The organism is Streptomyces sp. NBC_00829, assembly GCF_045161795.1.
Taxonomy (GTDB): Bacteria; Actinomycetota; Actinomycetes; order Streptomycetales; family Streptomycetaceae; genus Streptomyces.
The window spans coordinates 5,547,321-5,574,122 of record NZ_CP108867.1 but is presented as its reverse complement, the minus strand read 5'-3'; the positions used below and the strand labels follow the sequence as shown (position 1 = coordinate 5,574,122).

The window sequence follows — 26,802 nt, the reverse complement described above, 5'->3', positions numbered from 1 at the left end:
TGATCTCAGGCGGCCCGGGGTACGCGCGCCCTGCCCCGGTGCACCCGGAGCCACACCGCGGCCCCTGCCAGGGCCGCCACGAGCACCACTGCGATCAGCCACGGCAGCGCGAAGAAGGACACCCCGGCGGACTCGCGCACCCCGCGCGAGGACGCGGTGAGCCTCACCTCACCCCATTCGAGCTGGGGTGCGCCCGACCAGCGTTCGGTGAGGCGGATCTTCTGGCGGGGCAGCAGCTCGGAGGGGATCCGCTTCAGGTCGCGGTGCAGCAGATCACGTCCGAAGAGGCCCTCGGCCGTGAGGGCGACCTTGGGGTTCAGGGTCACATTGCCGCGGTTGTAGAGCGTGTACGAGATCAGCGCGGTGCTCTCGCCGGTGCCCGGTACCAGGGGCTGGTCGTGGGCGAGCGTGACGTCCTCGACGGAGAGCGCGGGCACGGTGGGGCCGTTGACCCGCAGATACACACGGGCGCCGACGGCCTGCTGGATGCCGACGGCGACGGAGGCCGAGGAGGCCGCTATGCGTTCGTCGAGGGCGACAAGGGCTCCCGGATGGTCGCCGGGCTCGGCGCTCTCCGGAACGGTGAGGGTGTAGGGCACGGTCACGGAGCTGTTCGCCGGGACGGTGACCCGGTCGCGGCCGGGCCTGGCCCAGGCGCCGACGCCGCGCTGCTTCTCGGTGCGGGCGCGTACGGCGAAGCCGCCGTCCCGTTCGGTGTTGTACGCGTCGGCCGCATAGAGCCGGAAGGTCAGCGGGGCCCCGGTCTTGTTGGAGACCGTCACCCGGTCGGTGAGGGTGGTGCCGGGATCGGCCGAGAGATAGAAGTACGGCCGCCCGCCCAGCTCGGAGGAGGCGGGGTAGACGGACCAGTTGCCGTTGTCGGCGGCGTGGGCGGCCGGGACGGGGCACAGCACGATGAGGAGACCCAGCAGGACGACATACAGCTTGCGCATGGTGCACAGCCCCCTGAGGACGAAGCGGGCCGACCGGGTGCGCGCCCGGCCCGCTGTGTTGTGTGTGGCTCGGTTCGCCTCCGGAGCGCTTCGGCGTGCGCGCCTTCGGCTCACCCGCCGTTGCGGGTTGGCCGTGATGCTCGGTGGTCAGGTGAGCGTGAGAGTCAGCACGCCGGAGTACGCACCGGGAGCCGTGTACGCCGGGACGTTCAGCGTGACCTTCGCGCCCACGGTGAACTCGCCTCCGGTGACCGCCCCGTTCGGGGTGGAGGCCAGGGTGGCGCCCGCGCTGCCGACGACTCCGGCCGAGCCGGCCACGCAGGTGCTGGGGCTGCCCGCCTTGGTGGTGCACGCCGGTGTCCAGCCGAGCCTGCCGGCGTCGATCTTTCCGCCGGGCCCGGTGAAGTCGGTGACCTTGCCGGTCAGGGACCAGCCCGCGGGGCCGCCGCGGAAGTCCTTGACCGTCACCGTGTTCAGGTCGCCGGTGGATGCCCCGCCCGCGCCGAAGTCGACCGCCGAGAGCGCGACGGTGTCACCGGCCTGGGACATGGACAACGTGCCCGCCTTGACGGAGGAGTTGAGCTTCTGGCTGTTCGGGGGCGCGGGCGTGTCGTCGATGACGGTGTACGCCGCCGGCCCCGCGCCCTTCTCGGCCGACCAGGCGGCGCCCTCGTACGCGACGATGCCGGTGGTCGCCTTGTCGTTGACCGTGAGCTGCGCGCTGAAGCCGCCTGCCGCGTCGGCCTTGACGGTTGTCCTGTCGGCGGTCTGGGCCGCTCCGGCACGTCCGGCGACGGTGATGTCGGCGAGCGGAGCGAACTTGGCGCCGGTGACGGTGACCGGGTCGCCGGGCTTGCCGGAGGCCGTGGTCAGCTGGATGGAGCGCTCATTGGCTCCGGGCACGTCCGTCGCGACGACCGTCTCGGAGACGGGTGCGGGTGGAGTGATGACCGTACAGGGGGTGTCCAGCTCCATGATGTAGCTGGTGTGGATGTTGTAGTCGCCGGGCGCGAGGGTGATCGAACCGGGCGCGGTGACCTTGAACGTGCCGGTCATCGAGAACGGCGGGAACGACCCCTTGCCGGGGACCGGCGGGTTCTTCTTGGGGCCGGTGACCGTGACACTGCCGGTCTGGGCGCCGCCGAGGGCGACCTTGCCGGTGGGCGTCATGATGTCGGCCGGGAGCGCGAGGTCGACCGGGTTGCTGGCGGCCGGCTTGGTGACGGTGTAGGTCACCGTGACGGTGTCGCCGACCTTCGGTGCGGCGTTGTCGACGGTGATCTGGGCGGTGGTGGTGCCGTCGATGGGCGGGATGCCGGCGATGGGCGGCGGTACGCAGTGGGTCGCGAAGTCCACCGGCGCCGAGGCGGCGGCCATCGCGTGCGCGGGTCCGGCGAGTGCCGCCGTGCCCGCGAGCAGTGCGACCGCTCCCAGCGCGGCGGTCCAGCGCCGCCTTCGGCCGGTGGTTCTTCCTGTTCGGGTTGCTGATCTTCGGGTGGCTGTTGCCATGATTGCCCCCTTCTGAGGATGCCGGGGGCTATTGACGTGTCATGGCGGAAAGAAGTCAATGGAATCGAAATGCATCGTCTGATGACCCATCAGATACTGTCAAGATCCCCGTTTCCGCAGGCCGAAAGGGAATCGGCGCCACCGGAACGGTGACGCCGATCCCTGTCACAGAAGTGCTGTTGCGCCTCGGGTGGCCGGTCTCCGTCAGCCCGCGGTGACGGCCGCCTTCAGCTCACCGTCGGGTCCCGCGAGCAGCACCGGCGTCTGCGGCCCGCCCAGGTCCCGTACCGCGGCACGGTCCGCGTCGGAGGCGGCGTCCGCGACGGAGACGACGGCCGCGGCCTCCAGGGAGGTCGCGCCGCTGGCGACGGCCATGGCGACGGCGGTCTGCAGCGCGCTGAGCTTGAGCGATTCGAGGGCCACGGTCCCGGCGACATAGGTACGGCCTGTCTCGTCCCGTACGGCGGCGCCCTCGGGCACACCGTTACGGGCCCGGGCGCTGCGCGCCAGCGTGATGATCTTGCGGTCCTCGGGGCCGAGGTCGGTGCTCTGCGGGTCCGTGCTCTGCGTCATGACCCGAGCATAGGTCGAAAGGGCCAGGGTCCCGGAGCCGGGACCCTGGCCGCTCGCCGCCCTGCCGGGGTCGGCCCCAGACGCCCTTGGCGAACGTCCGGGTCGGCCCCAGAGGCCCTTTGCGAACGTCCGGGTCAGCCCCAGAGGCCCTTTGCGAACGTCCGGGTCAGCTCTGGACGCCCTTGGCGAACTTGTCCCCCGCACGCCTGGCCAGGTCGCCGAAGGCCTTGTGGCCCGACGCGTCGGCCGGGATGAAGGCCACCCGGGTGACGCCCGAGCCCTGGCGGGCCACCATCAGATCGGACTCGAAGTTCAACGACAGAGACGGAATGGATGTCTTCATCCGGAAGGTGTGGGACTCCTCGCCGGCCTTCGGACCCGTGATCTTCTTGACCGTGATCTGGAGCTTCTCACCGCCCTGTGCGACCGCGAACGAGGTGCAGACCTCCAGCGCTGCGCCGACCGCCTTCACATGGTCCTCGGCCCCCCTGCCGGGAAAGGTGAACACGCGCTGGGTCAGCATGGCGTCCCCGCCCTCGCCCGCGAAGTCCACCATCCCGCCCGTCGTGGCGCCCGCGACCTTCTCGTTGAGAAAAGCCGCGATCGGAGCGCAGTCCTGCTTGTCCGTCGTGTACTTCTCGTCCGCGGCCTCGTCCGGCTTGCTGGCCTTGTAGCCGGCCGGGAGGTCCTTGGCCACAAGGGTCCCCGCCGCCATCTGGGCAGCGGTCAGCGGCGTGCCCGACGCCCCTGCGGCCTTGCCTCCATCCTCCTCCGCCCGCTCCTTGCCGTCGGACGGCTTCTTGCCGTCGGACCCGTCACACGCCGCCGCCGTGAAGCAGAGCGCGGAGACGGCGGCAACGGCGGCAACGCCGTGACGTATTCGGGTACGCATGAAGTGACAACTCCCCTGGATCCGAGCCGAGTTCGGCCCGACAAGCTCATGGGGAGCTTCCCCCCTCCCCGGTAACGGGCCGAGGATATCCCTGAGCAGAGGTCAGCCCGCCACCGGATACATCGAGCCACGGCGCCCCTTGGGGCTCGCCAGCCATTCCAGTTTCCGAGCCGTGTCCGCCTCCGGAAGCGGGGTGTGCATCACGATCGCGAGATCCGGCCGGGCCGGGACCCGAAGCTGAGTCGACTCCACGAACAACGTCCCGACCAGCGGATGTTCGAGCTCCTTGCGGACCTGCCCACCCGGCGCGATGTCCCGGCGCTCCCACAGCTCGGTGAACTCCGCGCTGGCCGCCTTCGCCTCCTCGACCACCGTCCGGAAGCCCTCGTCGTCCGGGCGCTCCGAGCAGGCCGCCCGGAACTGCGCCACGACATAAGGGGCGTTCCGTTCCCAGCTCCTGGCACGGGCGCGGTAGACGGGATCCGTGAAGAAGGCGATCAGACAGTTCTGGACGAGACCGGGACGCATCCCGAGGGTCGTTCCGGCCGCGTCGTTGTACATGATCGTGTTCCAGTAGGCGTCCATGATGTGGGCGGGGTACGGCATCCAGGCGTCGATGAGCCGCCGCAGCCCGGCGCACATGTCGGCGTCGCCCGGATCCACCTCCGGAGCGGGCGGGTTCAGCCCGGCCAGGACGTACAGATGGCGGCGCTCGACACTGCTCAGCCGCAGCACCCGGCCCACCGAGTCGAGCACCTGCGGTGAGACGGTGATGTCCCGCCCCTGCTCCAGCCACTGGTACCAGGAGACGCCGACGCCCGCGAGGACGCCCACCTCCTCCCGCCGCAGTCCGGGCGTACGGCGGCGGGCTCCGCCGTCCGGCAGGCCGGCCTCGACCGGGCTGATCCGGGCGCGCCGGCTCATCAGGAACTCGCGCAGCTCACCGAGGCGGTGAGCCTTCATCGCATCCCGCTCGGTCGTCGTGGCCACGTACTCCCCCTGTCCGTATGCCTGGTGGCGCAGCCAACAGGATAAGTTCCCGCTCCCCACGGCTGTTCGGGCGGCCCGAACGTGCTGACCATGGCGCGTAGGTCGGGGAGCGGAGTCCGGGGCGGAGCCCCGGACAGACCGCCGATCCCGTCGGCGAGGGACGCCCCAGGGTCTTTCGTTTGGGTCAGGCCGGATCAGGCGCCAGGGCACGCGAGCCCGGCAGGATCCGACGAGAGGCCCTGGCTCAGGGCCGGTCGAGGCGGAGGCGGAGGGCTCGGGGGAGGCCGGCGACCACCAGGTCGTAGGAGTCCTCGATCAGCTCGCGGACCAGCCGATCCGGCACCTCCCCCACGGTCACCGTGTTCCAGTGCCGCTTGTTCATGTGATAGCCCGGCACAATCCCCGCATGATCCGCCCTCAGCCGCACCGCGATCTCCGGCTCGCACTTGAGGTTCACCTTCAGCGGCTCCCCGTCCAGCGCGCTCAGCGCGAACAGCTTGCCGTGGACCTTGAACACCGATGTCTCGGGGCCGAACGGGAACTCCTCGACCGCCGCGTTGAACGCGAGGCAGAACGCCCTCAGTTCCTGCGCCTTCATGCCGCCGCTCCCCCTTCCGGCCGCTTCGGCAGCGGCTCCGCCAGTACCGTGACGATCTTGTTCCGGCGACCGGCCGGGGACTCCGCCGTCAGCCGCAGGGCACGGCCGTCGGGCAGGTCGACCACCGCGGTCGCGCCGGCGATCGGGACCCTGCCGAGGGCCTTCGCGAGGAGGCCGCCGACCGTCTCGACGTCCTCGTCGTCCAGTTCGTCGAGGCCGTAGAGCTCGCCCAGGTCCCCGATGTCGAGCCGCGCGGTCACCCGGAAGCGCCCGTCGCCGAGGTCCTCGACCGGCGGCAGTTCACGGTCGTACTCGTCCGTGATCTCGCCGACGATCTCTTCCAGGATGTCCTCGATGGTGACGATCCCGGCCGTCCCTCCGTACTCGTCGATGACGACGGCGACGTGATTGCGCTCCTGCTGCATCTCGCGCAGCAGATCGCCGGCGTTCTTGGTGTCGGGGACGAACACGGCGGCCCGCATCGCCGTCGAGACCAGGTCCGCCTCGGAGTCCCGGTTGATGTGCGTCTTGCGGACCAGGTCCTTCAGATACACGATCCCGACGATGTCGTCCTCGTTCTCCCCGGTCACCGGGATGCGGGAGAAGCCGGAGCGCAGCGCCAGGGTCAGCGCCTGCCGGATCGTCTTGTAGCGCTCTATACAGACCAGGTCGGTGCGCGGGACCATCACCTCCCGCACGAGCGTGTCGCCGAGTTCGAAGACGGAGTGCACCATGCGGCGCTCGTCGTCCTCGATCAGCGACTCCTGTTCGGCGAGGTCGACCATCGCCCGCAGCTCCGCCTCACTCGCGAACGGTCCCTTGCGGAAGCCCTTTCCGGGGGTGAGCGCATTACCGAGCAGGATCAGCAGCTGAGGGACCGGGCCCATGATCCTGGCGAGCGGCAGCAGGACGTACGCCGCGGCCGTCGCGGTGTTCAGCGGGTGCTGGCGGCCGATGGTGCGCGGCGAGACGCCCACCGCGACATAGGAGACCAGCACCATCACACCGATGGCGACGACCAGTGCCTCCCAGGTCTCGCTGAACTCCTGCAGACAGGCATAGGTGACCAGTACCCCGGCGGCCATCTCGCACGACACCCGCACCAGGAGGGCCACATTGAGATAGCGGGTCGGGTCGGAGGCGACCTGCTCCAGCTTGTCCGCTCCGCGCCGGCCGGAGCGCACGGCCTCGGCGGCACGGAAGCTGGACATGCGGGCGATGCCCGCTTCCGCGCAGGCCGCCAGCCAGGCGACGACGACCAGCAGAACCGCGCCGAAGATCAGTTGGCCGGTCATGAGACGGTCGGCGCCGGGGACGGACCGGAATGGCCCTTCTCCGCCCGCCAGCCGTCGATGATCGCAGCCTGGAGGCCGAACATCTCGGCCTTCTCGTCGGGCTCCTCGTGGTCGTACCCGAGGAGATGCAGCACTCCATGGACGGTCAGAAGCTGGAGCTCCTCGTCCATGGAGTGCTGTGTCGGAGCCTCTTCGCCCTGCTTGAGGGCCACTTCGGGGCAGAGCACGATGTCACCGAGGAGCCCCTGCGGGGGCTCCTCGTCGTCCTTGACCGGTGGGCGCAGCTCGTCCATCGGGAAGGACATGACATCGGTGGGACCCGGCAGGTCCATCCACTGGATGTGCAGCTGCTCCATGGCTTCGGCATCCACCACGATCACCGAGAGCTCGGAGAGCGGGTGGATACGCATCCGCGCCAGGGCGTAGCGGGCGACATCGAGGATCGCCTGCTCGTCGACCTCGGTTCCGGACTCGTTGTTGACGTCGATCGACATGGCGCGCTGTTACTACTTCCCGTTTTGTCCGTCGTACTTCTCGTACGCGTCGACGATACGGCCGACGAGCTTGTGCCGTACGACATCCTGACTCGTGAGGCGGGAGAAGTGGACGTCCTCGACGCCGTCAAGGATGTCCTGGACCTGACGGAGGCCGCTCTTGGTGCCGTTCGGAAGGTCGACCTGGGTGACGTCACCGGTGATGACTATCTTCGAGTCGAAGCCGAGCCGGGTCAGGAACATCTTCATCTGCTCGGCGCTGGTGTTCTGCGCCTCGTCGAGAATGATGAACGCGTCGTTGAGCGTCCTGCCGCGCATGTACGCCAGGGGCGCGACCTCGATCGTGCCCGCGGCCATCAGGCGCGGGATCGAGTCGGGGTCGAGCATGTCGTGCAGCGCGTCGTACAGCGGGCGGAGATACGGGTCGATCTTCTCGTAGAGCGTGCCGGGCAGGAAGCCGAGCCGCTCGCCGGCCTCCACCGCGGGACGGGTGAGGATGATGCGGTTGACCTGCTTGGACTGCAGGGCCTGCACCGCCTTGGCCATGGCGAGGTAGGTCTTGCCGGTGCCGGCGGGGCCGATGCCGAACACGATCGTGTGCTTGTCGATCGCGTCGACGTACCGCTTCTGATTGAGGGTCTTGGGGCGGATGGTCCTGCCACGGCTGGAGAGGATGTTCTGGGTGAGGACCTCTGCCGGGGTCTCGCCCGCGGCCTCGCCCTGGCCGTTCTCACCTGCCCTGAGCATGGCGATCGAGCGTTCCACTGCGTCCTCCGTCATCGGCTGCCCGGTGCGGAGCACGAGCATCATCTCGTCGAACAGGCGCTGGATCAGGGCGACTTCCGCCGCGTCCCCGATCGCGCTCACCTGATTGCCCCGGACATGGATATCGGCCGCCGGGAAGGCCTTCTCGATCACGCGCAGCAGGGCGTCACCCGAGCCCAGGACCGTCACCATCGGATGCTTGGCGGGGACGGTGAAGTGGGCTCGCGCCTGCCCCGGCGCTGGGGTCTGGGCTGTGGGTGTCTGAGTCATGGGCCGGCTCTGTGGCCTGCACATACCTCCCGTTGCAGGGTTCTCGCTGCTCGACAACCTCTGGAACACCAGCGTACGACCTGGCACTGACAAGGCCGAGGGCTTTTCCGCGGGGGCCGCGCAGGGCCTACGCGGAGCGGCCGAAGCCGATGGTGGGGACGGCTCTGCGCAGGGGCCAGGGACGGTCCTCGGCGGGCAGCAGGGCGTCGAGGAAGGCATAGCGCCGAAGGGCCGCCGGTTCCTGGTCCGCGACGCCCTGGACCTGCTGCCACCAGGCGGCGATCTCCGACCAGCCGGGCGCGGAGAGCGATCCGCCGAATTCCTGTACCGACAGGGCGGCGGTCAGCCCGGCGAAGGCGAGCCGGTCGGCGAGCGGCCAGCCGGCCAGCGTCCCCGTGACAAATCCGGCGACGAACACGTCCCCGGCGCCCGTCGGGTCGAGCGCTTCCACCCCGATGGCCGGTACCTGGGCGGTCTCGCCGGTCGCGCCGTCCACCGCGTACGCGCCCTCGGCACCGAGTGTGACGACGGCAAGCGGAACCCGGTCGGTGAGGGCGCGGGCGGCGGCGCGGGGGCATTCGGTGCGGGTGTAGCGCATCGCCTCCTCGGCATTGGGCAGGAACGCCTCGCAGTGCTCCAGGTCGGCGAGGTCGGCGGGGTCCCAGCGGCCCGAGTCGTCCCAGCCGACATCGGCGAAGATCCGGGTCCCTTTGCCGGCCGCCTGGCCGATCCACTCGTCCCGGGCGGGCGACAGGGAGGCGACGGCGGCCCTGGCGGGAGGCGGACAGTCGGGCGCGGGCTCGGGCGGCGGGGCCTCGTGGCCGTGGGAGACCATCGTGCGCTCGCCCTCGTACGCCATGGAGACGGTGACGGGGGAGTGCCAGCCGGGCACGGTGCGCGACAGGGAGAGGTCGATGCCCTCGCCCTGTTCCAGGGCGTCCCAGCAGTACTCGCCGTAGTGGTCGTCCCCGAAGGCGGCGGCGAGCGAGGTCCGCAGGCCGAGCCGGGCGAGGGCGGTGGCCATGTTGGCGACGCCGCCCGGGCTCGACCCCATGCCGCGGGCCCAGGACTCGGTGCCGCGGACGGGCGCCGAGTCCAGGCCGGTGAAGATGATGTCGAGGAAGACGTTGCCGGTCAGGTAGACGTCACAGTTCGGATCGCCGGGAGTGCGCAGCGCGGCGAGCGGGTCCAGGCAGGCTGCAGCGCGGTCCAGTTGCTCTCCGTGTCGCGTGGTCACCGTGCCGCTCCTGGTACGTGGTGCAGATCAGGCCAGTCTGCCTGATCGCGGCGTCGGCGGCGGCCATACGTGCGGTGGCGCCCCCCGCCGCGGCGCTGTCCGCCGGCACGGAGCTGTCCCCTCGGCGCGGCGACCGCGACCCGGTTCGGCGCCGTCTACCAGCGCTGTGCCGTCCAGCCCGGGTCCGCCACCCGCATCGCCGCCGCGTCGTCGCGATCACGCATCGTGCCGTCGTCGTCCAGCCAGCGCCGGTGCAGGCGTGCCAGCTCCACCCGGTCGAGCTCGATGCCCAGGCCCGGCAGATCACTGACGGCGACACGCCCGTCCTTGAACGCGATGCGTTCGGTGAGGACGTCTTCGTTCTGCCAGGGGTAGTGGCTGTCGCAGGCGTGGTCGAGATGGGGGACGACCGCCGCGACCTGGGTCATCGCGGCGAGGCTGATGCCGAGGTGGGTGTTGGAGTGCATGGACATGCCCACGCCGAACGTCCGGCAGATCGCGGCCAGTTCACGGGTGTTGCGCAGCCCGCCCCAGTAGTGGTGGTCACCGAGCACGATCTGCACGGCGCCGCGCGCGAACGCCTCCGGGATCTCGGCGAACGTCGTCACGCACATGTTGGTGGCGAGCGGGACCTCTGTCGCCGCCGCGACCTGGGCCATCCGGTCCGTACCGGTGGCAGGGTCCTCCAGGTACTCCAGGAGATCGCCCAGTTCCTCCGCGACCTTCAGCGAGGTCTCGACCGACCAGGCGCCGTTGGGGTCGAGCCGCAGCGGATGCCCGGGGAGGGCCTGGGCCAGCGCCCTTACGGCTGCCATCTCCTGCTCGGGAGGGAAGACGCCGCCCTTGAGCTTGAAGGAGCCGAAGCCGTACTCGCGCGAGAGGCGCCGGGCCTGGGCGAGAACGCTTGCCGGGTCGAGCGCCGCGCCCCAGTCGTCCCGCTCGCCCGCCCCGCCGGGGTGTTCGGCCCAGCGGTAGAAGAGGTACGCGCTGTACTCCACGGTGTCGCGCACCTTGCCGCCGAGCAGCGCGTGCACGGGCAGTCCGAGGGCCTTGCCCAGCGCGTCGAAGCAGGCGACCTCGAATCCGGAGACGACGGAGAGCCGCAGTTTGCCGGCGGTCTGCACGCCGCGCAGACCGCCGGCGTCGACGGCGCCGGTGGCCTCGGGCGAGTCGCCGCACACCAGGTCGGCGAGCCTGTGGAGGCCGTTCACATCCGCGACCTGGCAGCCGGGCAGCGCATCCGCCAGCGGGGCCGCCAGATCGAGATACCTGGTGTCGCCGTAGGTCTCGCCGACACCGGTGACGCCGCCCGCCGTCACCACCTCGACGATCAGGCGGGGGGTGTACGGCTGGTGCACCCCCTGGGTGTTGAGCAGCGGCGGGTCGGCCACCAGGATCGGGGTGAGCCGCACGTCGGTGATCGTCAGGTCCTGGGTCATGCCGTGGCTCCTACGAGGTCGAGTCCGTCCGCCGGCAGCGCTTCGAGTTCCGCGAGGTCGTCCGGGCCGGGTCCGGCGAGCGCACCGTCCGAGGCCTGCCCCATGCTGTCTTCATCCGCAGATGACGTACATGTATGGGAATGAAGGTTGGATACGCGAACAAGCCCATCCATGGCATCGGCATCCGGGCGCTGCTACCGGCACCGGCTGTCCGGACGGCGACAACTCCCGCCCGTCCGGCGATCGAGGAACGCCGTTGCGCGCGGCGAGTACGAAGGCCGGCTCGGGTTCGAGGGTGCCCTCGATGGGGGAGACGCAGTTCGGCCTTGGGGAGGAACATGGTGACCCTCTACCGCTTGGGAAGGGGAACGCGGATCAGGTCCTGGGCGATGGTCAGTTCGCCCTCGAACCCGGCCGCGCGGGCCTGCCGCTCGAATTCCTCGTGATCGTTGTAGCGCTGCGAGAAGTGCGTGAGCACCAGATGGCGCACGCCGGCTTCGTGCCCGACGCGGGCCGCCTGCCCGGCGGTCAAGTGGCCATGGTCCTTGGCGAGTTGATCGTCCTCGTCGAGGAAGGTGGACTCGATGACGAGCATGTCGCAGCCGTCCGCGAGGGCGTACACGCCTTCGCACAGCCGGGTGTCCATGACGAAGGCGAAGCGCTGCCCCCTGCGCGGCTCGCTGACCTCCTCCACGGTGACGCCGTTCACCCGGCCCTCGCGCTGGAGCCGTCCCACGTCGGGACCCTGGATGCCGTGCTCGGCCAGCTTCTCGGGCAGCATCCGGCGGCCGTCGGGCTCGACGACGCGGTAGCCGTACGACTCGACGGGGTGCGAGAGCCTACGGGCCTCCAGGCTGTACGCCTCGGTCTCGGCCAGCGAGGCGCCCTCCCCACTCACCGGCTCCTCGCTCAGCACCACCGTCTCGCGGTACGCCGTGGCGTACCGCAGCCGCTCGAAGAACCGCTGCCCGCTCGCCGGATAGTGCGCCCGCACGTCGTGCGGAACCCGGTCGAGGTTGATCCGCTGGATCACCCCGGCGAGTCCGAGGGAGTGGTCGCCGTGGAAGTGCGTGACACAGATGCGGTTGATGTCGTGCGCCGCCACGCCGGCCCGGAGCATCTGCCGCTGGGTGCCCTCGCCGGGGTCGAAGAGGATGCCCTCGCCGTCCCAGCGAAGGAGGTAGCCGTTGTGGTTGCGGTGCCGGGTCGGAACCTGGCTGGCGGTGCCGAGCACGACCAGTTCTCGTACGGACAAGGTGAGCCGGCTTCCGTTATCCCGGCGGCCAGGCGAGGCCTCGGCCACCGAGCAGATGGGCATGGGCGTGGAACACCGTCTGGCCCGCGCCGGCGCCGGTGTTGAAGACGATCCGGTATCCGGTGCCGTCGATCTTCTCCTCGGCGGCGACCTCACCGGCCTCACGCAGCACATCGGCGACGAGCTGGGGCTCGGCGGCGGCGAGCGACGCGGCGTCGGGGTAGTGCGCCTTGGGGATGACCAGGACATGCGTCGGGGCCTGGGGGTTGATGTCGCGGAAGGCGACGATGTGTTCGGTCTCCCGCACGAAGGTGGCAGGCACCTCCCCCGCGACGATCTTGCAGAACAGGCAGTCGGCCTGCGGTTCTCCCGCCATGCCAGGGTCCTCCTCGTATGAGTCCACTACGACGGAAATGGTATCGGCCACCTCCGTCCGTGCCGTGCGCGGTGCGCCGGGCAGTGCCGCCCCGCGCCGCGGAAGCTTTGGCTTCCGCGGGTCCGACGACGTCCGGACAGTCCGGGCCTCCGGGGCGTCTACGGAAGCCCGGGAAGCTCCGGAGGAGACTTCGCCGGGTTCTGAGACAGCACCGCCAGCGCCATCCGTACCGCCTCGTCGAGCTGCGGATCGCGCCCCGCCGCGTGGTCCTGCGGGGCCATCACCACTTCCACGTCCGGGTCCACGCCGTGGTTCTCCACGCCCCAGCCGTACCCCTCCAGCCAGAACGCGTACTTGGGCTGGGTGACCAGCGTCCCGTCCACCAGCAGATAGCGGCTGTCGATGCCGACGACCCCGCCCCAGGTCCGGGTACCGACCACCGGGCCGATCCCCAGAGCCTTGATCGCCGCGTTGACGATGTCGCCGTCCGAGCCCGAGAACTCGTTCGCGACCGCCACCACCGGACCGCGCGGGGCGTCCTGCGGATAGCTGAACGGCCGCATGCCGCGCGGCACGTCCCAGCCCACGATCCGGCGAGCCAGCTTCTCCACGACGAGCTGGGAGGTGTGCCCGCCGCGGTTCTCGCGCACGTCCACGACCAGGCCCTCACGGGCGACCTCGACGCGCAGATCGCGGTGGATCTGGGCCCAGCCGGGTGCCTGCATGTCGGGGACGTGCAGATAGCCGAGGCGGCCTCCCGACTTCTCGTGGACGTAGGCCCGTCGCCCGGCGACCCAGGCGTGGTAACGCAGCGGTTCCTCGTCGGCGAGCGGCACGACGACGGCGTGCCGCGGATCTCCGCCGTCCGCCGGGGAGACGGTCAGCTCGACGGGCTTGCCCGCCGCGCCCACCAGCAACGGTCCCGGCCCGGCGACGGGGTCCACCGGCCTGCCGTCCACGGCGAGGATCGCGTCGCCGGGGCGCACGGCGACGCCGGGAGCCGCGAGCGGTGAGTGGGCGTTGGGGTCGGACGTCTCGGACGGCAGGATGCGGTCGATGCGCCAGGCGCCGTCCGCGGCGCGGGAGATGTCCGCGCCCAGCAGCCCCTGGCGGGTCGACGCCGATCCGTACCCGCCCCGCGGTGTGACATACGCGTGCGAGGTGTCGAGCTCGCCGAACACCTCCCAGAGCACATCCATCAGATCGTCGTGGGTGGCCACCCTGCCGAGCGCCGGGCGGTACCTGTCCAGTACGCCGTCCCAGTCGACGCCGCCCAGGTCCGCGCGCCAGAAGTTGTCCCGCATCAGCCGACCGGCCTCGTCGTACATCTGGCGCCACTCGGCGGCCGGGTCGACTCGCGCGCGGACCCGTGAGAGATCGACGGTGATGTTGGTGTCGCTGTCCTCGTCCCGTGAGGCGCGGCGGTCGCTCGGCACCACCTTGAGCTTGCCCTCGGTGTACAGCAGCACCCGCTTGCCGTCGCCGCTGACCGAGAAGCTCGTGGCGTCCCCGGAGAGCTCCTCGATCCGCTGCTGCGCCAGGTCGTAGCGCTCCAGCGCGGTCCTGGGACCCGGGTCGTCGGGGGTGGCCCGGGTCGCCCCGAGGACACCGCGCAGCGGGTGGCGCAGCCACAGGAGGCCGTCCTTGGCGGCACGCAGCGTGGAGTAACGGGCGGCCTCGACGGGGAAGGGAACTATCCGGTCGGCGAGCCCTTCGAGGTCGATACGGGTGACGGGGACGCCGCCCTCCTCTCCGTCCTGCCTGCGCTGGTCCTTCTCCTTGTCCTTGTCCGTCTCGAAGGCCCGTCCGTGGCGCTGCGGCCCGAACGGCGAGGGCGTCGTGGACGCCAGCGTGATCAGGTGCGGGCGGCAGCCGCCGACGAAGGCGAGGTCGAAGACGTGCGTGTCGTAGACCGGGTCGAAGGCGCGCTCGGAGAGGAACGCAAGGTGTTTCCCGTCGAGCGTGAAGGCGGGCTGGAAATCGCAGAAGCGCAGCGGGGTCGCCTCGGAGACGGACAGTTCGGTGGTGCCGGCGAGCTTGAGCTGGCGCAGCGGGTCGGGCCCGGCGTGCGACCAGGCGAGCCATCCGGAGTCGGGCGAGAAGGCGAGACCGGTCGCTTCGCCGTGCTCGCTGCGGTCGACCTCGCGGACCTCGCCCGACTCGCGGTCGACGAGCAGGACGCGGCCGTCGTGCGAGGCGACGGCCGCGCGGCTGCCGTCGGGTGCCACGGAGAGGCTCAGCACGCGGCCGAGCCGGCCGGCCCCGAGCCTGCGGGGCGTCGCGCCGGGCGCCGGGCCGGTGGCCGGCGCGAATTCGAGGGCGTCGTCGCCCTCGGCGTCGGTGACCCAGACGACCTGCTCCTCGCCGTCGACCCGGAAGGTGCGGGGCAGCCTGGCGCGGACGCCGGGCTCCGCGGCCAGTGCCCGCGCGGGCCCCTCGCGGTGGGTGACCCAGTGGATGCCTCCCCGGATCTCGACGGCGCTGCCGCGGCCCGTGTGGTCCGGCGTGGCGGTCCCGAGGTGGCGCTCGGACCTGACCGGACGCGGGCGCAGATCGGTGCGCTGGCCGCCGAGCCGGATGTCCAGGCGGCGGGGTTCGGCGGTGCGGAGGTCGTCGACGATCCACAGCTCACCGGCGCGGGAGTAGACGACACGGGTGCCGTCGGTGGCTGCGTGGCGGGCGTAGAAGCCGTCGACCGGGGTGTGCCGCCGCAGTCCGGATCCGTCCGGGAGGGAGGAGTACAGCGCTCCCACGCCCTCGTGGTCGGAGAGGAACGCGATCCTGTCCCCCACCCACAGCGGGTACTCCATGTTCCCGTCGAGATCCTCGTGGAGGCGTACGAACTCCCCCTCGCCCGACGGGTCGATCCACAGCTTGCCCGCCGTGCCGCCCCGGTAGCGCTTCCAGGCGGCGGCCTCGCGCCCCATGGTGGCGGAGAGCAGCAACGTCCGCGGGCCGTACGCCACACCGCCCACGGGTCCGTACGGCAGCACGGCCGCGGGCCCGCCGTCGAGCGGCACCGCCCGCGCCCAGGTGCGGCGCAGCGAGGCCTGGCCGTGGGTGCTGATCGCGAGGACCTCACCGTCCGGGGTCCAGCCGCGTACGGACGTCTTCGCGCTGCCCCAGTACGTCAGCCGGTCCGCGGGTCCGCCGTCGACGGGCGCGAGATGCACCTCGGGCGCACCGGCCCGCAGCGAGGACCAGGCGATGTGCGCGCCGTCGGGCGAGATCCTGGGGTGGTTCACCGGAACGTTGTCGGCGCTCACGCGCCACGCCCGGCCGCCGTCGATCGGGGCGACCCAGACGTCGTCCTCTGCGGTGAAGGCGATCAACTCGCCGTGGACATGCGGGAACCGGAGGTAGGCAGGCTGAGTCACACGGTCACCCTAGGCAGGCGACCGCTGCCGGGTCACGGCTTTGGGATCACTTGGCCGGACCACCGCGGGTCGTGTCCCGCGTGCCGGATCACTTGCCACGGCGCCGCGTGCCGCGGTGCCGCGCGCCCGGTCACTTGCCCGGAGCTGCCGTCACGGTCACCGTCACCGTGACGGTCGGGCGCGGCTGCCCGTCCGGACGGTGAGTGGACGGGGTGCTGCTCGGCGCGGCGTCGCAGTTGCCGAGCACGCTGGCCTCGAAGACGACCTTGCCGCCGACCCTGGCGACGAGTCTGCCGCGTACGCACGTCCCCGAACGCTCGTCGGTCACCTTGCCCTTGAGCGTGATCTCCTGGCCGGATTCGGTCTCGCCGCGGCAGTCGACGGTGGCCGTGCTCGGTCTGCTCGGCGTTGCGGATGCGCCGCCGCCCGCCTTGCCGTTGTCCACCTTCGCCGTGCAGCTGAGCCAGCGCACAGCGAAGCCGAGGCGCTCCAGCGTGCTCGTCCCGGTCTTGTCGGTGGTGACCGCGACGGCGGCGGAACTCAGGCCGTCGGCGATCGGATCACAGGCGGCGACGCCCGCAACCGCGGTTCCGGCAGCGCAGATTGCGACCAGGGTGCGCCCGTAGCGCGTTCCTCTCATGCCCCGCATAGAGGGCAGGGTGACAGCTGATGCCCGGCAGGAAAAGGGTGGTTGCGGACAGTCCTGGCCCCGTACGGTCGTCGACATGGCGGAGAGAAACGGCGCGATCCCGCCGCGCGCGTGAGGGCGGGGCGGGGCGGGCGAGGCAGGCAGGTGGCCGAGCGGCGGAGCCGAAGGGCGGGGCCGTACGGCGCCCGGAGCGGGCCCTAGGACCAGCGGCCCGTGCGGCCGAGCAGCAGGGCCGTCGCGGCCGTACCCGCCGTGGAGGTGCGCAGCACACTGCGTCCCAGCCGGTACGGCTTCGCGCCCGCGGCGGCGAACGCCGCCAACTCCTCCGGCGAGACGCCCCCTTCGGGCCCCACCACCAGCACGATCGACCCCTCGGCCGGCAGGTCGGCCGTGGCCAGCGGCTCGGCGCCCTCCTCGTGCAGCACGGCGGCGAAATCGGCTTCGGCCAGAAGGGACGCGACCTGCTTGGTCGTTGCCGCGTCCGCGACGTCCGGGAAGCGGAGCCGACGGGACTGCTTGCCCGCCTCACGGGCGGTGGCCCGCCACTTGGCGAGGGACTTGGCGCCCCGCTCCCCCTTCCACTGCGTGATGCAGCGTGCGGCGGCCCATGGCACGACCGCGTCCACCCCCGTCTCCGTCATGGTCTCGACGGCGAGCTCGCCACGGTCGCCCTTCGGCAGGGCCTGGACGACGGTGATCCGGGGAGTGGGCTCCGGCTCGGTGGGGAACTCGAACGGCTCGACGATCAGCCGGTCCTTGCCCTCGGTCCGCAGGACCACACCGGCGGCCCCGCGCCCCCTGCCGTCCGTGAGCACGATGTCCTCGCCGGACTGCAGCCTGCGTACGGAGACGGCGTGCCGTCCCTCGGGCCCGTCCAGGGTGACGATCGCCCCGGCACCCACGCCCTCCAGGGAGTCCACGACGAACACGGGTGCGGTCATCGGGAACCGCCCGGCGCCAGCGCTGCGCGCGCGGAGTCCGTCTCGGCGACCAGCACGTCGACCAGGTGTCCGGCGGGCAGCTCACGCGCCAGCCGGTGGCCCTGACCGGCCCACAGCGCCATGCCCTGGGCGTCGCCCGCCTTGGCCGCGGCCTTGCGCAGGCTGCTCGTCATGTGGTGCACCTGGGGATAGGCGGCGGGGGCGTACGGACCGTGCTCGCGCATGAAACGGTTGACGAGGCCGCGGGCGGGCCGCCCGGAGAAGGCCCGGGTGATTTCGGTACGGACGAAGAGGGGGTTGGTCATGGCCTGCTTGTGCAGCGCGTTCGCGCCCGACTCGGGGCAGACCAGGAACGCCGTCCCGAGCTGCGCCGCTGCCGCGCCGGCCGCGAGCGTGCCCGCGATCTGACCGCCGCGCATCAGGCCGCCCGCGGCGATGACCGGCAGCTGCACGGACTCATGGACCAGCGCGACGAGCGTCAGCAGCCCGACACCGGCGCCGTCGGCCGCGGGGTCGTCACGGTGGGTGCCCTGGTGGCCGCCTGCCTCGATGCCCTGCACACACACGGCGTCGGCGCCCGCCCACTGGGCCGCCTGCGCCTCTTCCGGCGTGGTCACGGTGACGACGGTGAACGTACCGGCCTTGGAGAACGAGTCGAGCACGTCCCGCGTCGGGCAGCCGAAGGTGAAGGAGACGACGGGCACCGGGTCGTCGAGGAGGATGGCCAGCTTGGCCTCGTAGCCGTCATCGCGCCCGGAGTCGGGATCGCCGATCGGGGTCTCGTACCAGGCGGCCTCACCGGCGAGCTGATGACGGTAGACCTCGACGGCGGCGGAGTCGGCGGTGTTGGGCTGCGGCATGAACAGATTCACGCCGAAGGGCTGGGCGGTGAGCCCCCGGATCCGTTTGACCTCCTGGTACATGCCGTCCGCGGTCTTGTACCCGGCGGCCAGGAACCCGAGCCCGCCGGCTTCGGACACGGCGGCGGCCAGCTGCGGGCAGGATGCGCCGCCTGCCATGGGGGCCTGCACGATCGGGAAACGGCAGAGATCGGCCAGTGCGGAGGACATGGAGGCATGGTGCCATGCTGGCGTCGCGCCACCGAATCGGGCGTTCCACGCCTGTGCGCGGGCCCGACCGGGGGCGGGCTTGCGGAACCCGCGCGCGTGTCCTCGATCGCCGGAGGGGCTTGATGTACCGGCCCCCACCTGGCCTCCGCCGCACCGACCAGCCCCGCCGGCGATGGAGGCGCGGGGGTCCGAGGGGCAGCGCCCCCGGGCCCCCGCCCAGACCGGTCAGCGGCCGTTGAACGCGTCCTTCAGGCGGGAGAACAGCCCCTGCTGTCCGGGCTGGAACTGACCTGTCGGCCGCTCCTCCCCGCGCAGCTTCGCCAGGTCCCGCAGCAGCCTCTCCTGCTCCGCGTCCAGCTTCGACGGGGTCATGACCTCGACATGCACGATCAGGTCGCCCCGGCCCCCGCCCCGCAGGTGCGTGATGCCGCGCCCGTGCAGCGGGATCGACTGCCCCGACTGCGTGCCCGGGCGGATGTCGACCTCTTCCATGCCGTCCAGCGTCTCCAGCGGGCACTTCGTGCCCAGGGCCGCCGCCGTCATCGGGATCGTCACCGTGCAGTGCAGATCGTCGCCGCGCCGCTGGAAGACCGCGTGCGGCAGCTCGTGGATCTCGACGTACAGATCGCCCGCGGGACCGCCCCCGGGGCCGACCTCGCCCTCGCCCGCGAGCTGGATGCGCGTGCCGTTGTCGACGCCCGCCGGGATCTTCACCGTCAGCGTGCGGCGCGAACGGATACGTCCGTCGCCCGCGCACTCGGGGCACGGCGTCGGCACCACGGTGCCGAAGCCCTGGCACTGGGGGCACGGGCGCGATGTCATGACCTGGCCCAGGAAGGACCGGGTCACCTGCGAGACCTCACCGCGGCCACGGCACATGTCACAGGTCTGCGCGGAGGTGCCGGGAGCGGCGCCCTCGCCCGAGCAGGTCGTGCACACGACGGCCGTGTCGACCTGGATGTCCTTCGTCGTGCCGAAGGCGGCCTCGTTGAGATCGATCTCCAGGCGGATCATCGCGTCCTGGCCCCGGCGCGTACGCGACCTGGGTCCCCGCTGCGACGCCGTCCCGAAGAACGCGTCCATGATGTCCGAGAAGTTCCCGAAGCCACCGGCTCCGAAGCCGCCCGCGCCACCGCCGCCGGCCTGCGACAGGGGATCCCCGCCGAGGTCGTAGACCTGCTTCTTCTGCGGATCGGAGAGCACCTCGTAGGCGGCGTTGATCTCCTTGAAGCGCTCCTGCGTCTTCGGGTCCGGATTCACATCCGGGTGGAGTTCACGCGCAAGCCGGCGGAAGGCCTTCTTGATCTCGTCCTGCGATGCGTCGCGGCGTACGCCGAGTACGGCGTAGTAGTCCGTGGCCACTTACGACTCCGCCAGGATCTGTCCGACGTAACGTGCCACTGCGCGTACCGCTCCCATCGTTCCGGGGTAGTCCATGCGGGTCGGTCCGACCACGCCGAGTTTGGCAACTGCCTCGTCGCCCGAACCGTAGCCGACGGCGACGACGGACGTGGAGTTGAGGCCCTCATGGGCGTTCTCATGACCGATCCGTACAGTCATGCCCATACCGCCCGATTCCTTGGCCTCACCGAGGAGCTTGAGGAGCACGACATGCTCCTCCAGCGCTTCGAGCACGGGCCGGATCGTCAGCGGGAAGTCGTGCCCGAAGCGGGTCAGATTGGCGGTGCCGCCGATCACCAGCCGCTCCTCGGTCTCCTCGACCAGGGTTTCGAGCAGGGTCGAGAGCACCGTGGAGACGGTGCCCCTGTCCTCCGCATCGAAGGATTCGGGAAGGTCCTGCACCAGCTGCGGCACGTCCGCGAACCGCCGCCCGACGACCCTGCTGTTGAGCCGGGCCCGCAGATCGGCGAGCGAGGTCTCGGCGAACGGCGCGGGGCAGTCGATCATGCGCTGCTCGACCCGTCCCGTGTCCGTGATCAGCACGAGCATCAGCCGGGCGGGCGCCAGGGACAGGAGCTCCACGTGCCGGACGGTGGACCGGGTCAGCGAGGGGTACTGGACGACCGCGACCTGCCGGGTCAGCTGCGCAAGGAGCCGGACCGTACGGCCGACGACGTCGTCGAGGTCGACGGCTCCGTCCAGGAAGTTCTGGATGGCACGGCGCTCGGGCGACGACAGCGGCTTGACGCCGGCCAGCTTGTCGACGAAGAGGCGGTAGCCCTTGTCCGTGGGAATGCGCCCGGCACTCGTATGAGGCTGGGCGATGAAGCCCTCCTCTTCGAGCACCGCCATGTCGTTGCGGACCGTGGCCGGGGAGACCCCGAGCTTGTGACGCTCGGTGAGCGCCTTGGAGCCGACGGGCTCCTCGGTGCCGACATAGTCCTGGACGATGGCGCGCAGCACCTCGAGTCTGCGTTCGCTGAGCATCGCGCACACCTCCAGCTGTGATTCCTCGGCGACTGCTTGGCACTCGCCGCGTACGAGTGCCAGCATTGTCCCGTGCCAGTGTACGGCCGCGGGGTGTACCTCTAGCAAGGGCGGCCGACCGGGGCGGCCGACCAGGCTACCGCGAGACGCCGCTGGTCGTTGCGGATAGCGTCGCTGTATGGACGTCCGTTGGGAAGACTTCGGCTGGGAGCGGCTGGCCGACGGGGTGGGGCGCAGGCGGTTGCCGGTCTGGGACGCGACCTCCGGTTTGATCGCCGGGGAGGACGGTGCCCTGCTGTACGACACGGGTGCGACGCTCCGCGAGGGCGCGGAGCTGCGTGCCCAGGCGCAGGCCCTGCTGGGGGGCCGCCGCGTGACGCATATCGCACTGAGCCATCCCCACTTCGACCATGTGCTGGGGACGGCGGCGTTCTCGGGCACGGAGGTGTACGGCGCGGTCGGTCTCGCCGACCTGATGAGGCGGGAGCGGGACGGGATCCGCGATTCGGCGGTGGGGCACGGGGTCGACCCGGCCGAGGCGGCGGAGGCGGTCGACGTGCTCGTGGCCCCGCACCACCCGGTCTGCGGCGAGTGGACACTCGACCTGGGCGGCCGGCAGGTGCTGCTGGCGAACGTGGGCCCCGGGCACTCGGGTCACGATCTGGCGGTCCTGGTGCCGGGCGGCCCGGAGGTGGTGTTCTGCGGAGACCTGGTGGAGGAGTCCGGCGAGCCCCAGGCGGGCCCGGACGCGATCCCGTCGCGCTGGCCTGCCGCGCTGGACCGGCTGCTGTCGCTCGGCGGTGAGGACGCGGTGTACGTACCGGGCCACGGCGCGGTCGTCGACGCGGCGTTCGTACGCGCCCAACGCGACGTGCTGGCGGCGCGGTTCGGGGTGTCGTAGCGTCTGGCGAATGCGCAGCTACAGCCCGGATCTGACCCCACCCTGGAAGAAGTCGCAGCCCGCACCCGAGGTGCCGGCCGAGCCCGATCTGGTCGTGGAGGAGGTCGGCACCGGGTTCTGCGGTGCGGTGATCCGATGCGAGAAGACGGCGCAGGGCCCGACGGTGACGCTGGAGGACCGCTTCGGCAAGCACCGGGTGTTCCCGATGGTCCCGCGGGGCTTCCTGCTGGAGGGCCGCGTCGTCACGCTCGTACGCCCCTCGGCGGCGGGTCCGGTGCGCCCGGCCCGTACGGCTTCGGGCTCCGTCGCCGTTCCGGGCGCGCGGGCCCGGGTGGCGCGGGCGGGACGCATCTACGTCGAGGGCCGGCACGACGCTGAGCTGGTGGAGCGGGTGTGGGGCGACGACCTGCGGATCGAGGGCGTGGTCGTGGAGTACCTGGAGGGCATCGACGACCTGCCCGCGATCGTTCGCGACTTCTCGCCGGGCCCGGACGCGCGCCTGGGCGTGCTGGTGGACCATCTGGTGCCGGGTTCGAAGGAGTCCCGGATCGCCGCGGAGGTCTCCTCCGCTCACGCGCTGGTGGTGGGCCACCCGTACATCGACGTCTGGGAGGCGGTGAAGCCGTCCTCGGTCGGCATCACCGCGTGGCCTTCGGTTCCTCGGGGGCAGGACTGGAAGACCGGGGTGTGCGCGGCGCTGGGCTGGCCGCGGAACACGGGGGCCGCGTGGCAGCGGATTCTGGCCGCGGTCCGCTCGTACAAGGACGTGGAGCCGGCACTGCTGGGCAGGGTGGAGGAGCTGATCGACTTCGTGACGGCGCCGCCGGGTACCGACCGCGACTGAGGCGCGGTCCCGGGCACGGCCCCCACGGGACTCGGGAGCCGTGCGACACCGCGAGGCACGGGAGCCGGGCGACCACGGCGAGGCACCGAGGCAGCGGGCGAGCACCGCGAGGCACCGAGGCCGGGCGACCACCGCGAGGCACCGGGGCAGCGGGCGAGCACCGCGAGGCACCGAGGCCGGGCGACGACCGCGAGGCACCGAGGCAGCGGGCGAGCACCGCGAGGCACCGGGGCCGGGCGACCACCCGAGACGCAGCCCCCCGGGTCTTGCGGGGCAGGGCTGCTGGGCCCGACCGTCAGTCCACCAGGTCCCGCACCACCGCGTCCGCCAGCAGGCGCCCCCACAGCGTCAGCACGGCCCGCCCCTGTTCGTACGCCCCCGGCTCCAGCAGGCCGTCCTCGAGCGCCCGCCCCGCCGCCGCAAGGCCGGCCGTGCGCAGGAGCGACAGTTCGCAGCCCTCCCGCAGCCGCAGTTCGAGCAGGATCCTCTCCACGCGGCGGTCCTCCGCCGGGAGCACCTCACGGCCCGCACCCGGCGACCGGTTCTCCGCGAGTGCCGCGGCGTACGCGCCGGGGTGCTTCACGTTCCACCACCGCACCCCGCCCACATGGCTGTGCGCGCCCGGGCCCGCTCCCCACCAGTCGGCTCCGCGCCAGTACAGCTCGTTGTGCAGGCACCGGCCGGCCGGTGAAGTGGCCCAGTTCGAAACCTCGTACCAGTCGAAGCCCGCCTCGGCGAGCAGGGAGTCGGCGATCAGATAGCGGTCGGCGTGGACGTCGTCGTCGGTCATCGGCACCTCGCCGCGGCGGATCCGGCGTGCCAGCCCGGTGCCCTCCTCCACGATCAGGGCGTATGCCGAGATGTGGTCGGGCCCCGCGCCCACCGCCGCCCGAAGGGACGCGCGCCAGTCGTCGTCGCTCTCCCCCGGCGTGCCGTAGATCAGGTCCAGATTCACATGGTCGAAGCCCGCCGCCCGTGCCTCCGCGACGCACGCCTCGGGCCGCCCCGGCGTGTGCGTGCGGTCCAGCACCTTCAGCACATGCTGCCGGGCACTCTGCATCCCGAAGGACACCCGGTTGAAGCCGCCCTCGCGCAGTTCGGCCAGGTACGCCGGATCGACCGACTCCGGATTCGCCTCGGTGGTGATCTCCGCGTCGTCGGCGAGCCCGAACTCCTCCCGTACCGCGGCCAGCATCCGCACCAGGTCGGAGGCCGCGAGCAGCGTCGGCGTACCACCCCCGACGAAGACCGTGCGGACCTGCCGCGGGTCGTCGCCCAGCACCTTGCGGGCGAGGCGGATCTCCTCGGCGACCGTGTCGGCGTAGTTGTCGCGGGAGGCGAGGACCCCGCCCGAGCCGCGCAGCTCGGTCGCGGTGTAGGTGTTGAAGTCGCAGTAGCCGCAGCGCGTCGCGCAGTACGGCACGTGCAGGTAGAAGGCGAGCGGCCGGTCGCCGGCCCCTTCGAGGGCGGATGCGGGCAGCGCCCCGTCCTCGGGCATGGGCTCACCATCGGGCAGTACGGAAGGCATGCCCCCCATTGTCCGTCACTCGGAAGGGCTGCTTCGCCTGCCGCACGAGCAGTGCGAGATCGTCCTCGGGCGGAGTCCGGGAGAATGCGTGCACCGCCTGCTTGATCCGCTCGGCGATCCCCTGCGCGTGAGGCCCGCGCATCCGGCGAGGACCCGGGCGAGCCCGTCCCGTCGTCGAACATCCGCGAGCCCGAGCGCCGCTCCGTCACCCCGTCCGTGTCGCGGAGCAACATGTCGCCGTGCTCCGGATCGAAGGTCTGGCTCTGGTACGCCACCTCGTCGACGACCCCGAGCAGCACGACCTGCGCAGCGTCCGGGTCCAGTAGCGGGGCGCGGCTCTGCGCAAGAGCTCGGGAGAAGGCGGGCGGGGAGCGGGCCCGCCACAGGCGCGCCGCACCCGCACCCGCATCAATCCCTTACGCCTCCCGCGACCCCGCGTACATGTCCTCGATCAGCGCCTTGTACTCCCGTTCCACAACCGGCCTCTTCAGCTTCAGGCTCGGCGTCAGCTCGCCGTGCTCAATGTCCAGGTCCCGCGGAAGCAGCCGGAACTTCTTGATCGTCTGCCACCGCTGGAGCCCCTCGTTGAGCCGCTTCACATAGCCCTCGATGAGCTGCTCGGCCTCCGGCGTCGCCACCACCTCGGCGTACGACTTGCCGTCCAGGCCGTTCTCCTTGGCCCAGCCGAGGATCGTCGGCTCGTCGAGCGCGATCAGCGCGGTGCAGAAGTTGCGGTCCGCGCCGTGCACCAGGATGTTCGACACGAACGGGCACACCGCCTTGAACTGCCCCTCGACCTCCGCCGGCGCGATGTACTTTCCGCCGGACGTCTTGATGAGGTCCTTCTTGCGGTCCGTGATCGTCAGGTAGCCGTCCGGGGACAGCTCGCCGATGTCCCCGGTGTGGAACCAGCCGTCGGACTCCAGCACCTCCGCCGTCTTCTCGGGCAGCCGGTGGTAGCCCTCCATGATGCCGGGCCCGCGCAGCAGGATCTCGCCGTCGTCCGCGATCCGCACCTCGCAGCCGGGCACCGGCTTGCCGACGGTGCCGGTGCGGTAGGCCTCGCCCGGGTTGACGAAGGAGGCGGCGCTGGACTCCGTGAGGCCGTAGCCCTCCAGGATGTGGATTCCGGCACCGGAGAAGAAGTAGCCGATGTCGGGGGCGAGCGCGGCCGAGCCGGAGACTGCGGCGCGCAGCCGGCCGCCGAACGCGTCGCGCAGCTTGGAGTAGACCAGCGCGTCGGCGATCCTGTGCTTGGCGCTCAGACCGAACGGCGCGGTGGCCGAGCCGGTGCGGCGGAAGTTGTCCTGCGTGGCCTTGGCATACTCGCGGGCCACCTCGGCGGCCCACTGGAAGATCTTGTACTTGGCGCCACCGCCGGCCCGGGCCTTGGCCGCGACTCCGTTGTAGACCTTCTCGAAGATCCGCGGGACGGCCGCCATGTAGGTCGGCTGCACCACGGGAAGGTTCTCGATGATCTTGTCGACCCTGCCGTCGACGGCAGTGACGTGCCCGACCTCGATCTGGCCGGAGGTCAGCACCTTGCCGAAGACGTGGGCCAGCGGCAGCCACAGGTACTGGACGTCGTCCTTGCCGATCAGCCCGGTCGCGGCCATGGCCTTGGCCATGTAGGCCCAGTTGTCGTGCGGCAGCCGTACGCCCTTGGGGCGCCCCGTGGTGCCCGACGTGTAGATGAGTGTCGCGAGCTGGTCGGAGGTGATCGCCGCGATCCGCTCCTTGACGGCGCCGGGGTGCTTGGCGAGGTACTGCGCGCCACGCGCCTCCAGGTCGGCGAGCGAGAGCACCCAGCCCTCGGGGTCGCTCTCGTCCGGCTCGACGCCCGACGCGTCGAGGACGACGACATGTGTCAGCCCGGGCAGATCGGCCCGCTTCTCACGCGCCTTGGCGAGCTGCGAGGCGTCCTCCGCGATGAGCACACGGCTGGTGGAGTCGGAGAGGATGAACGCCGACTCCTCGGCGTTGGTCGACGGGTAGATCGTCGTGGTCGCGCCGCCCGCGCACATCACACCGAGGTCGGCGAGGATCCACTCGACCCGCGTCGAGGAGGCGAGAGCGACCCGCTCCTCGGACTGCACGCCGAGTTCGATCAGACCGGCCGCGATGGCATAGACCCGCTCGGCGGCCTGGCCCCAGCTCAGCGACTTCCACTCGTCGGGCCCGTTACCGGCGGCAGGGGCCACCGGATACCGGTAGGCCTCCGCGTCCGGCGTGGCCGCCACGCGCTCGGTGAAGAGGGTCGCCACCGAGGGCGGTCGGTTCTCGATCAGGGTCTTTGTGTCGCTCACGGCGTCCTCCGGGCCTGCGGCAGTACTGCACGACTGGCTGGTTGTTTAACTGGCGAGTAACCATCGAGCCGTGATCAGAGTAGAGCGCCCAAAGCCGGTGCGTAAGAGGATGCAGGCTGCCGCTTCATAACGAAGGGGCCCCCTGATCACTG

At 71.3% G+C, this 26,802-nt stretch carries 23 protein-coding genes and 1 pseudogene; 2 read left to right on the top strand and 22 right to left on the bottom strand.

The genetic code is table 11. The annotated features are described in order from the left end of the window. Positions 1 to 5 precede the first annotated feature (5 nt). From OG293_RS24705 to hrcA, 19 genes are all read right to left on the bottom strand, one after another. Positions 6 to 953 carry a WxL protein peptidoglycan domain-containing protein gene (locus OG293_RS24705; protein ID WP_406000966.1) on the bottom strand — a complete coding sequence of 316 codons (948 nt, stop codon included), beginning with the start codon at positions 951 to 953 and terminating at the stop codon, positions 6 to 8. Between the two features lie 147 nt (positions 954 to 1,100). Continuing rightward, positions 1,101 to 2,462, bottom strand: coding sequence for a beta-xylosidase (locus tag OG293_RS24700; RefSeq protein WP_406000965.1), 1,362 nt, complete (start codon positions 2,460 to 2,462; stop codon positions 1,101 to 1,103). A gap of 204 nt (positions 2,463 to 2,666) precedes the next feature. Beyond that, positions 2,667 to 3,035 (bottom strand): cytidine deaminase, encoded by a 369-nt coding sequence (locus tag OG293_RS24695; protein WP_406000964.1) that lies wholly within the window; start codon positions 3,033 to 3,035, stop codon positions 2,667 to 2,669. 166 nt (positions 3,036 to 3,201) lie between these two features. Beyond that, complete coding sequence (locus OG293_RS24690) at positions 3,202 to 3,927, bottom strand: hypothetical protein (RefSeq protein WP_406000963.1); 726 nt, start codon at positions 3,925 to 3,927, stop codon at positions 3,202 to 3,204. Positions 3,928 to 4,029: 102 nt separating this feature from the next. Further along, positions 4,030 to 4,890, bottom strand: a complete 861-nt coding sequence (locus OG293_RS24685) for a helix-turn-helix transcriptional regulator (protein ID WP_406003701.1) — start codon at positions 4,888 to 4,890, stop codon at positions 4,030 to 4,032. A 271-nt stretch (positions 4,891 to 5,161) separates the two neighbouring features. After that, a complete protein-coding gene (locus OG293_RS24680; protein WP_406000962.1) occupies positions 5,162 to 5,515 on the bottom strand; it encodes an MmcQ/YjbR family DNA-binding protein in 354 nt (117 codons plus the stop codon). Next, positions 5,512 to 6,810: a hemolysin family protein gene (locus tag OG293_RS24675; protein WP_406000961.1), complete on the bottom strand. Its 1,299-nt coding sequence runs from the start codon at positions 6,808 to 6,810 to the stop codon at positions 5,512 to 5,514. Before OG293_RS24675 ends, OG293_RS24680 begins: the two co-directional genes overlap by 4 nt. After that, a complete protein-coding gene (ybeY, locus tag OG293_RS24670) occupies positions 6,807 to 7,304 on the bottom strand; it encodes an rRNA maturation RNase YbeY (protein ID WP_406000960.1) in 498 nt (165 codons plus the stop codon). Before ybeY ends, OG293_RS24675 begins: the two co-directional genes overlap by 4 nt. A gap of 12 nt (positions 7,305 to 7,316) precedes the next feature. Next, positions 7,317 to 8,339, bottom strand: a complete 1,023-nt coding sequence (locus OG293_RS24665; protein WP_406000959.1) for a PhoH family protein — start codon at positions 8,337 to 8,339, stop codon at positions 7,317 to 7,319. Positions 8,340 to 8,466: 127 nt separating this feature from the next. Continuing rightward, complete coding sequence (locus OG293_RS24660; protein WP_406000958.1) at positions 8,467 to 9,576, bottom strand: carbohydrate kinase family protein; 1,110 nt, start codon at positions 9,574 to 9,576, stop codon at positions 8,467 to 8,469. Positions 9,577 to 9,731: 155 nt separating this feature from the next. Continuing rightward, positions 9,732 to 11,015 carry a glucarate dehydratase family protein gene (locus OG293_RS24655; protein WP_406000957.1) on the bottom strand — a complete coding sequence of 428 codons (1,284 nt, stop codon included), beginning with the start codon at positions 11,013 to 11,015 and terminating at the stop codon, positions 9,732 to 9,734. 349 nt (positions 11,016 to 11,364) lie between these two features. Further along, positions 11,365 to 12,270 (bottom strand): ribonuclease Z, encoded by a 906-nt coding sequence (locus OG293_RS24650; protein ID WP_406000956.1) that lies wholly within the window; start codon positions 12,268 to 12,270, stop codon positions 11,365 to 11,367. Positions 12,271 to 12,286: 16 nt separating this feature from the next. Then, entirely contained in the window at positions 12,287 to 12,646 is a 360-nt protein-coding gene (locus OG293_RS24645) for a histidine triad nucleotide-binding protein (protein ID WP_406000955.1), read from the bottom strand. A 158-nt stretch (positions 12,647 to 12,804) separates the two neighbouring features. Further along, positions 12,805 to 16,023, bottom strand: a complete 3,219-nt coding sequence (locus OG293_RS24640; RefSeq protein ID WP_406000954.1) for a S41 family peptidase — start codon at positions 16,021 to 16,023, stop codon at positions 12,805 to 12,807. 130 nt (positions 16,024 to 16,153) lie between these two features. Continuing rightward, a complete protein-coding gene (locus OG293_RS24635) occupies positions 16,154 to 16,672 on the bottom strand; it encodes a hypothetical protein (RefSeq protein ID WP_406000953.1) in 519 nt (172 codons plus the stop codon). Positions 16,673 to 16,869: 197 nt separating this feature from the next. Beyond that, positions 16,870 to 17,613 (bottom strand): 16S rRNA (uracil(1498)-N(3))-methyltransferase, encoded by a 744-nt coding sequence (locus tag OG293_RS24630; RefSeq protein ID WP_406000952.1) that lies wholly within the window; start codon positions 17,611 to 17,613, stop codon positions 16,870 to 16,872. Beyond that, the gene (locus OG293_RS24625; RefSeq protein ID WP_406000951.1) at positions 17,610 to 18,683 is read right to left on the bottom strand and encodes a nitronate monooxygenase; all 1,074 of its coding nucleotides are present in this window, start codon (positions 18,681 to 18,683) and stop codon (positions 17,610 to 17,612) included. The genes OG293_RS24630 and OG293_RS24625 overlap by 4 nt, the downstream gene beginning before the upstream one ends. A 225-nt stretch (positions 18,684 to 18,908) precedes the next feature. After that, entirely contained in the window at positions 18,909 to 20,045 is a 1,137-nt protein-coding gene (gene dnaJ, locus OG293_RS24620) for a molecular chaperone DnaJ (protein ID WP_406000950.1), read from the bottom strand. Then, on the bottom strand, positions 20,046 to 21,071 hold the full coding sequence (gene hrcA, locus OG293_RS24615) for a heat-inducible transcriptional repressor HrcA (RefSeq protein WP_406003700.1): 1,026 nt from the start codon (positions 21,069 to 21,071) through the stop codon (positions 20,046 to 20,048). It lies immediately after the preceding gene. Between the two features lie 178 nt (positions 21,072 to 21,249). Here hrcA and OG293_RS24610 point away from each other — a divergent pair, with 178 nt between their 5' ends. Next, positions 21,250 to 21,972 carry an MBL fold metallo-hydrolase gene (locus OG293_RS24610; protein ID WP_406000949.1) on the top strand — a complete coding sequence of 241 codons (723 nt, stop codon included), beginning with the start codon at positions 21,250 to 21,252 and terminating at the stop codon, positions 21,970 to 21,972. 10 nt (positions 21,973 to 21,982) lie between these two features. Then, on the top strand, positions 21,983 to 22,816 hold the full coding sequence (locus OG293_RS24605; protein ID WP_406000948.1) for a DUF3097 domain-containing protein: 834 nt from the start codon (positions 21,983 to 21,985) through the stop codon (positions 22,814 to 22,816). Positions 22,817 to 23,111: 295 nt separating this feature from the next. Here OG293_RS24605 and hemW read toward each other — a convergent pair whose 3' ends face one another. From hemW to OG293_RS24590, 3 genes and pseudogenes are all read right to left on the bottom strand, one after another. After that, positions 23,112 to 24,344 (bottom strand): radical SAM family heme chaperone HemW, encoded by a 1,233-nt coding sequence (hemW, locus tag OG293_RS24600; protein ID WP_406000947.1) that lies wholly within the window; start codon positions 24,342 to 24,344, stop codon positions 23,112 to 23,114. Then, a pseudogene (locus OG293_RS24595) lies at positions 24,319 to 24,757 on the bottom strand (SpoIIE family protein phosphatase). The gene hemW and the pseudogene OG293_RS24595 overlap by 26 nt, the downstream one beginning before the upstream one ends. A gap of 3 nt (positions 24,758 to 24,760) precedes the next feature. Further along, a complete protein-coding gene (locus tag OG293_RS24590) occupies positions 24,761 to 26,650 on the bottom strand; it encodes an AMP-dependent synthetase/ligase (RefSeq protein WP_406000946.1) in 1,890 nt (629 codons plus the stop codon). Positions 26,651 to 26,802 lie beyond the last annotated feature (152 nt).

Bases quoted from the DNA above. Each gene is read 5' to 3' on its own strand.
- OG293_RS24705 (WP_406000966.1), bottom strand. From the start codon at position 953: ATGCGCAAGCTGTATGTCGTCCTGCTGGGTCTCCTCATCGTGCTGTGC.
- OG293_RS24700 (WP_406000965.1), bottom strand. From the start codon at position 2,462: ATGGCAACAGCCACCCGAAGATCAGCAACCCGAACAGGAAGAACCACC.
- OG293_RS24695 (WP_406000964.1), bottom strand. From the start codon at position 3,035: ATGACGCAGAGCACGGACCCGCAGAGCACCGACCTCGGCCCCGAGGAC.
- OG293_RS24690 (WP_406000963.1), bottom strand. From the start codon at position 3,927: ATGCGTACCCGAATACGTCACGGCGTTGCCGCCGTTGCCGCCGTCTCC.
- OG293_RS24685 (WP_406003701.1), bottom strand. From the start codon at position 4,890: ATGAAGGCTCACCGCCTCGGTGAGCTGCGCGAGTTCCTGATGAGCCGG.
- OG293_RS24680 (WP_406000962.1), bottom strand. From the start codon at position 5,515: ATGAAGGCGCAGGAACTGAGGGCGTTCTGCCTCGCGTTCAACGCGGCG.
- OG293_RS24675 (WP_406000961.1), bottom strand. From the start codon at position 6,810: ATGACCGGCCAACTGATCTTCGGCGCGGTTCTGCTGGTCGTCGTCGCC.
- ybeY (WP_406000960.1), bottom strand. From the start codon at position 7,304: ATGTCGATCGACGTCAACAACGAGTCCGGAACCGAGGTCGACGAGCAG.
- OG293_RS24665 (WP_406000959.1), bottom strand. From the start codon at position 8,339: ATGACTCAGACACCCACAGCCCAGACCCCAGCGCCGGGGCAGGCGCGA.
- OG293_RS24655 (WP_406000957.1), bottom strand. From the start codon at position 11,015: ATGACCCAGGACCTGACGATCACCGACGTGCGGCTCACCCCGATCCTG.
- OG293_RS24645 (WP_406000955.1), bottom strand. From the start codon at position 12,646: ATGGCGGGAGAACCGCAGGCCGACTGCCTGTTCTGCAAGATCGTCGCG.
- OG293_RS24635 (WP_406000953.1), bottom strand. From the start codon at position 16,672: ATGCGGGGCATGAGAGGAACGCGCTACGGGCGCACCCTGGTCGCAATC.
- OG293_RS24630 (WP_406000952.1), bottom strand. From the start codon at position 17,613: ATGACCGCACCCGTGTTCGTCGTGGACTCCCTGGAGGGCGTGGGTGCC.
- OG293_RS24625 (WP_406000951.1), bottom strand. From the start codon at position 18,683: ATGTCCTCCGCACTGGCCGATCTCTGCCGTTTCCCGATCGTGCAGGCC.
- hrcA (WP_406003700.1), bottom strand. From the start codon at position 21,071: ATGCTCAGCGAACGCAGACTCGAGGTGCTGCGCGCCATCGTCCAGGAC.
- OG293_RS24610 (WP_406000949.1), top strand. From the start codon at position 21,250: ATGGACGTCCGTTGGGAAGACTTCGGCTGGGAGCGGCTGGCCGACGGG.
- OG293_RS24605 (WP_406000948.1), top strand. From the start codon at position 21,983: ATGCGCAGCTACAGCCCGGATCTGACCCCACCCTGGAAGAAGTCGCAG.
- hemW (WP_406000947.1), bottom strand. From the start codon at position 24,344: ATGCCTTCCGTACTGCCCGATGGTGAGCCCATGCCCGAGGACGGGGCG.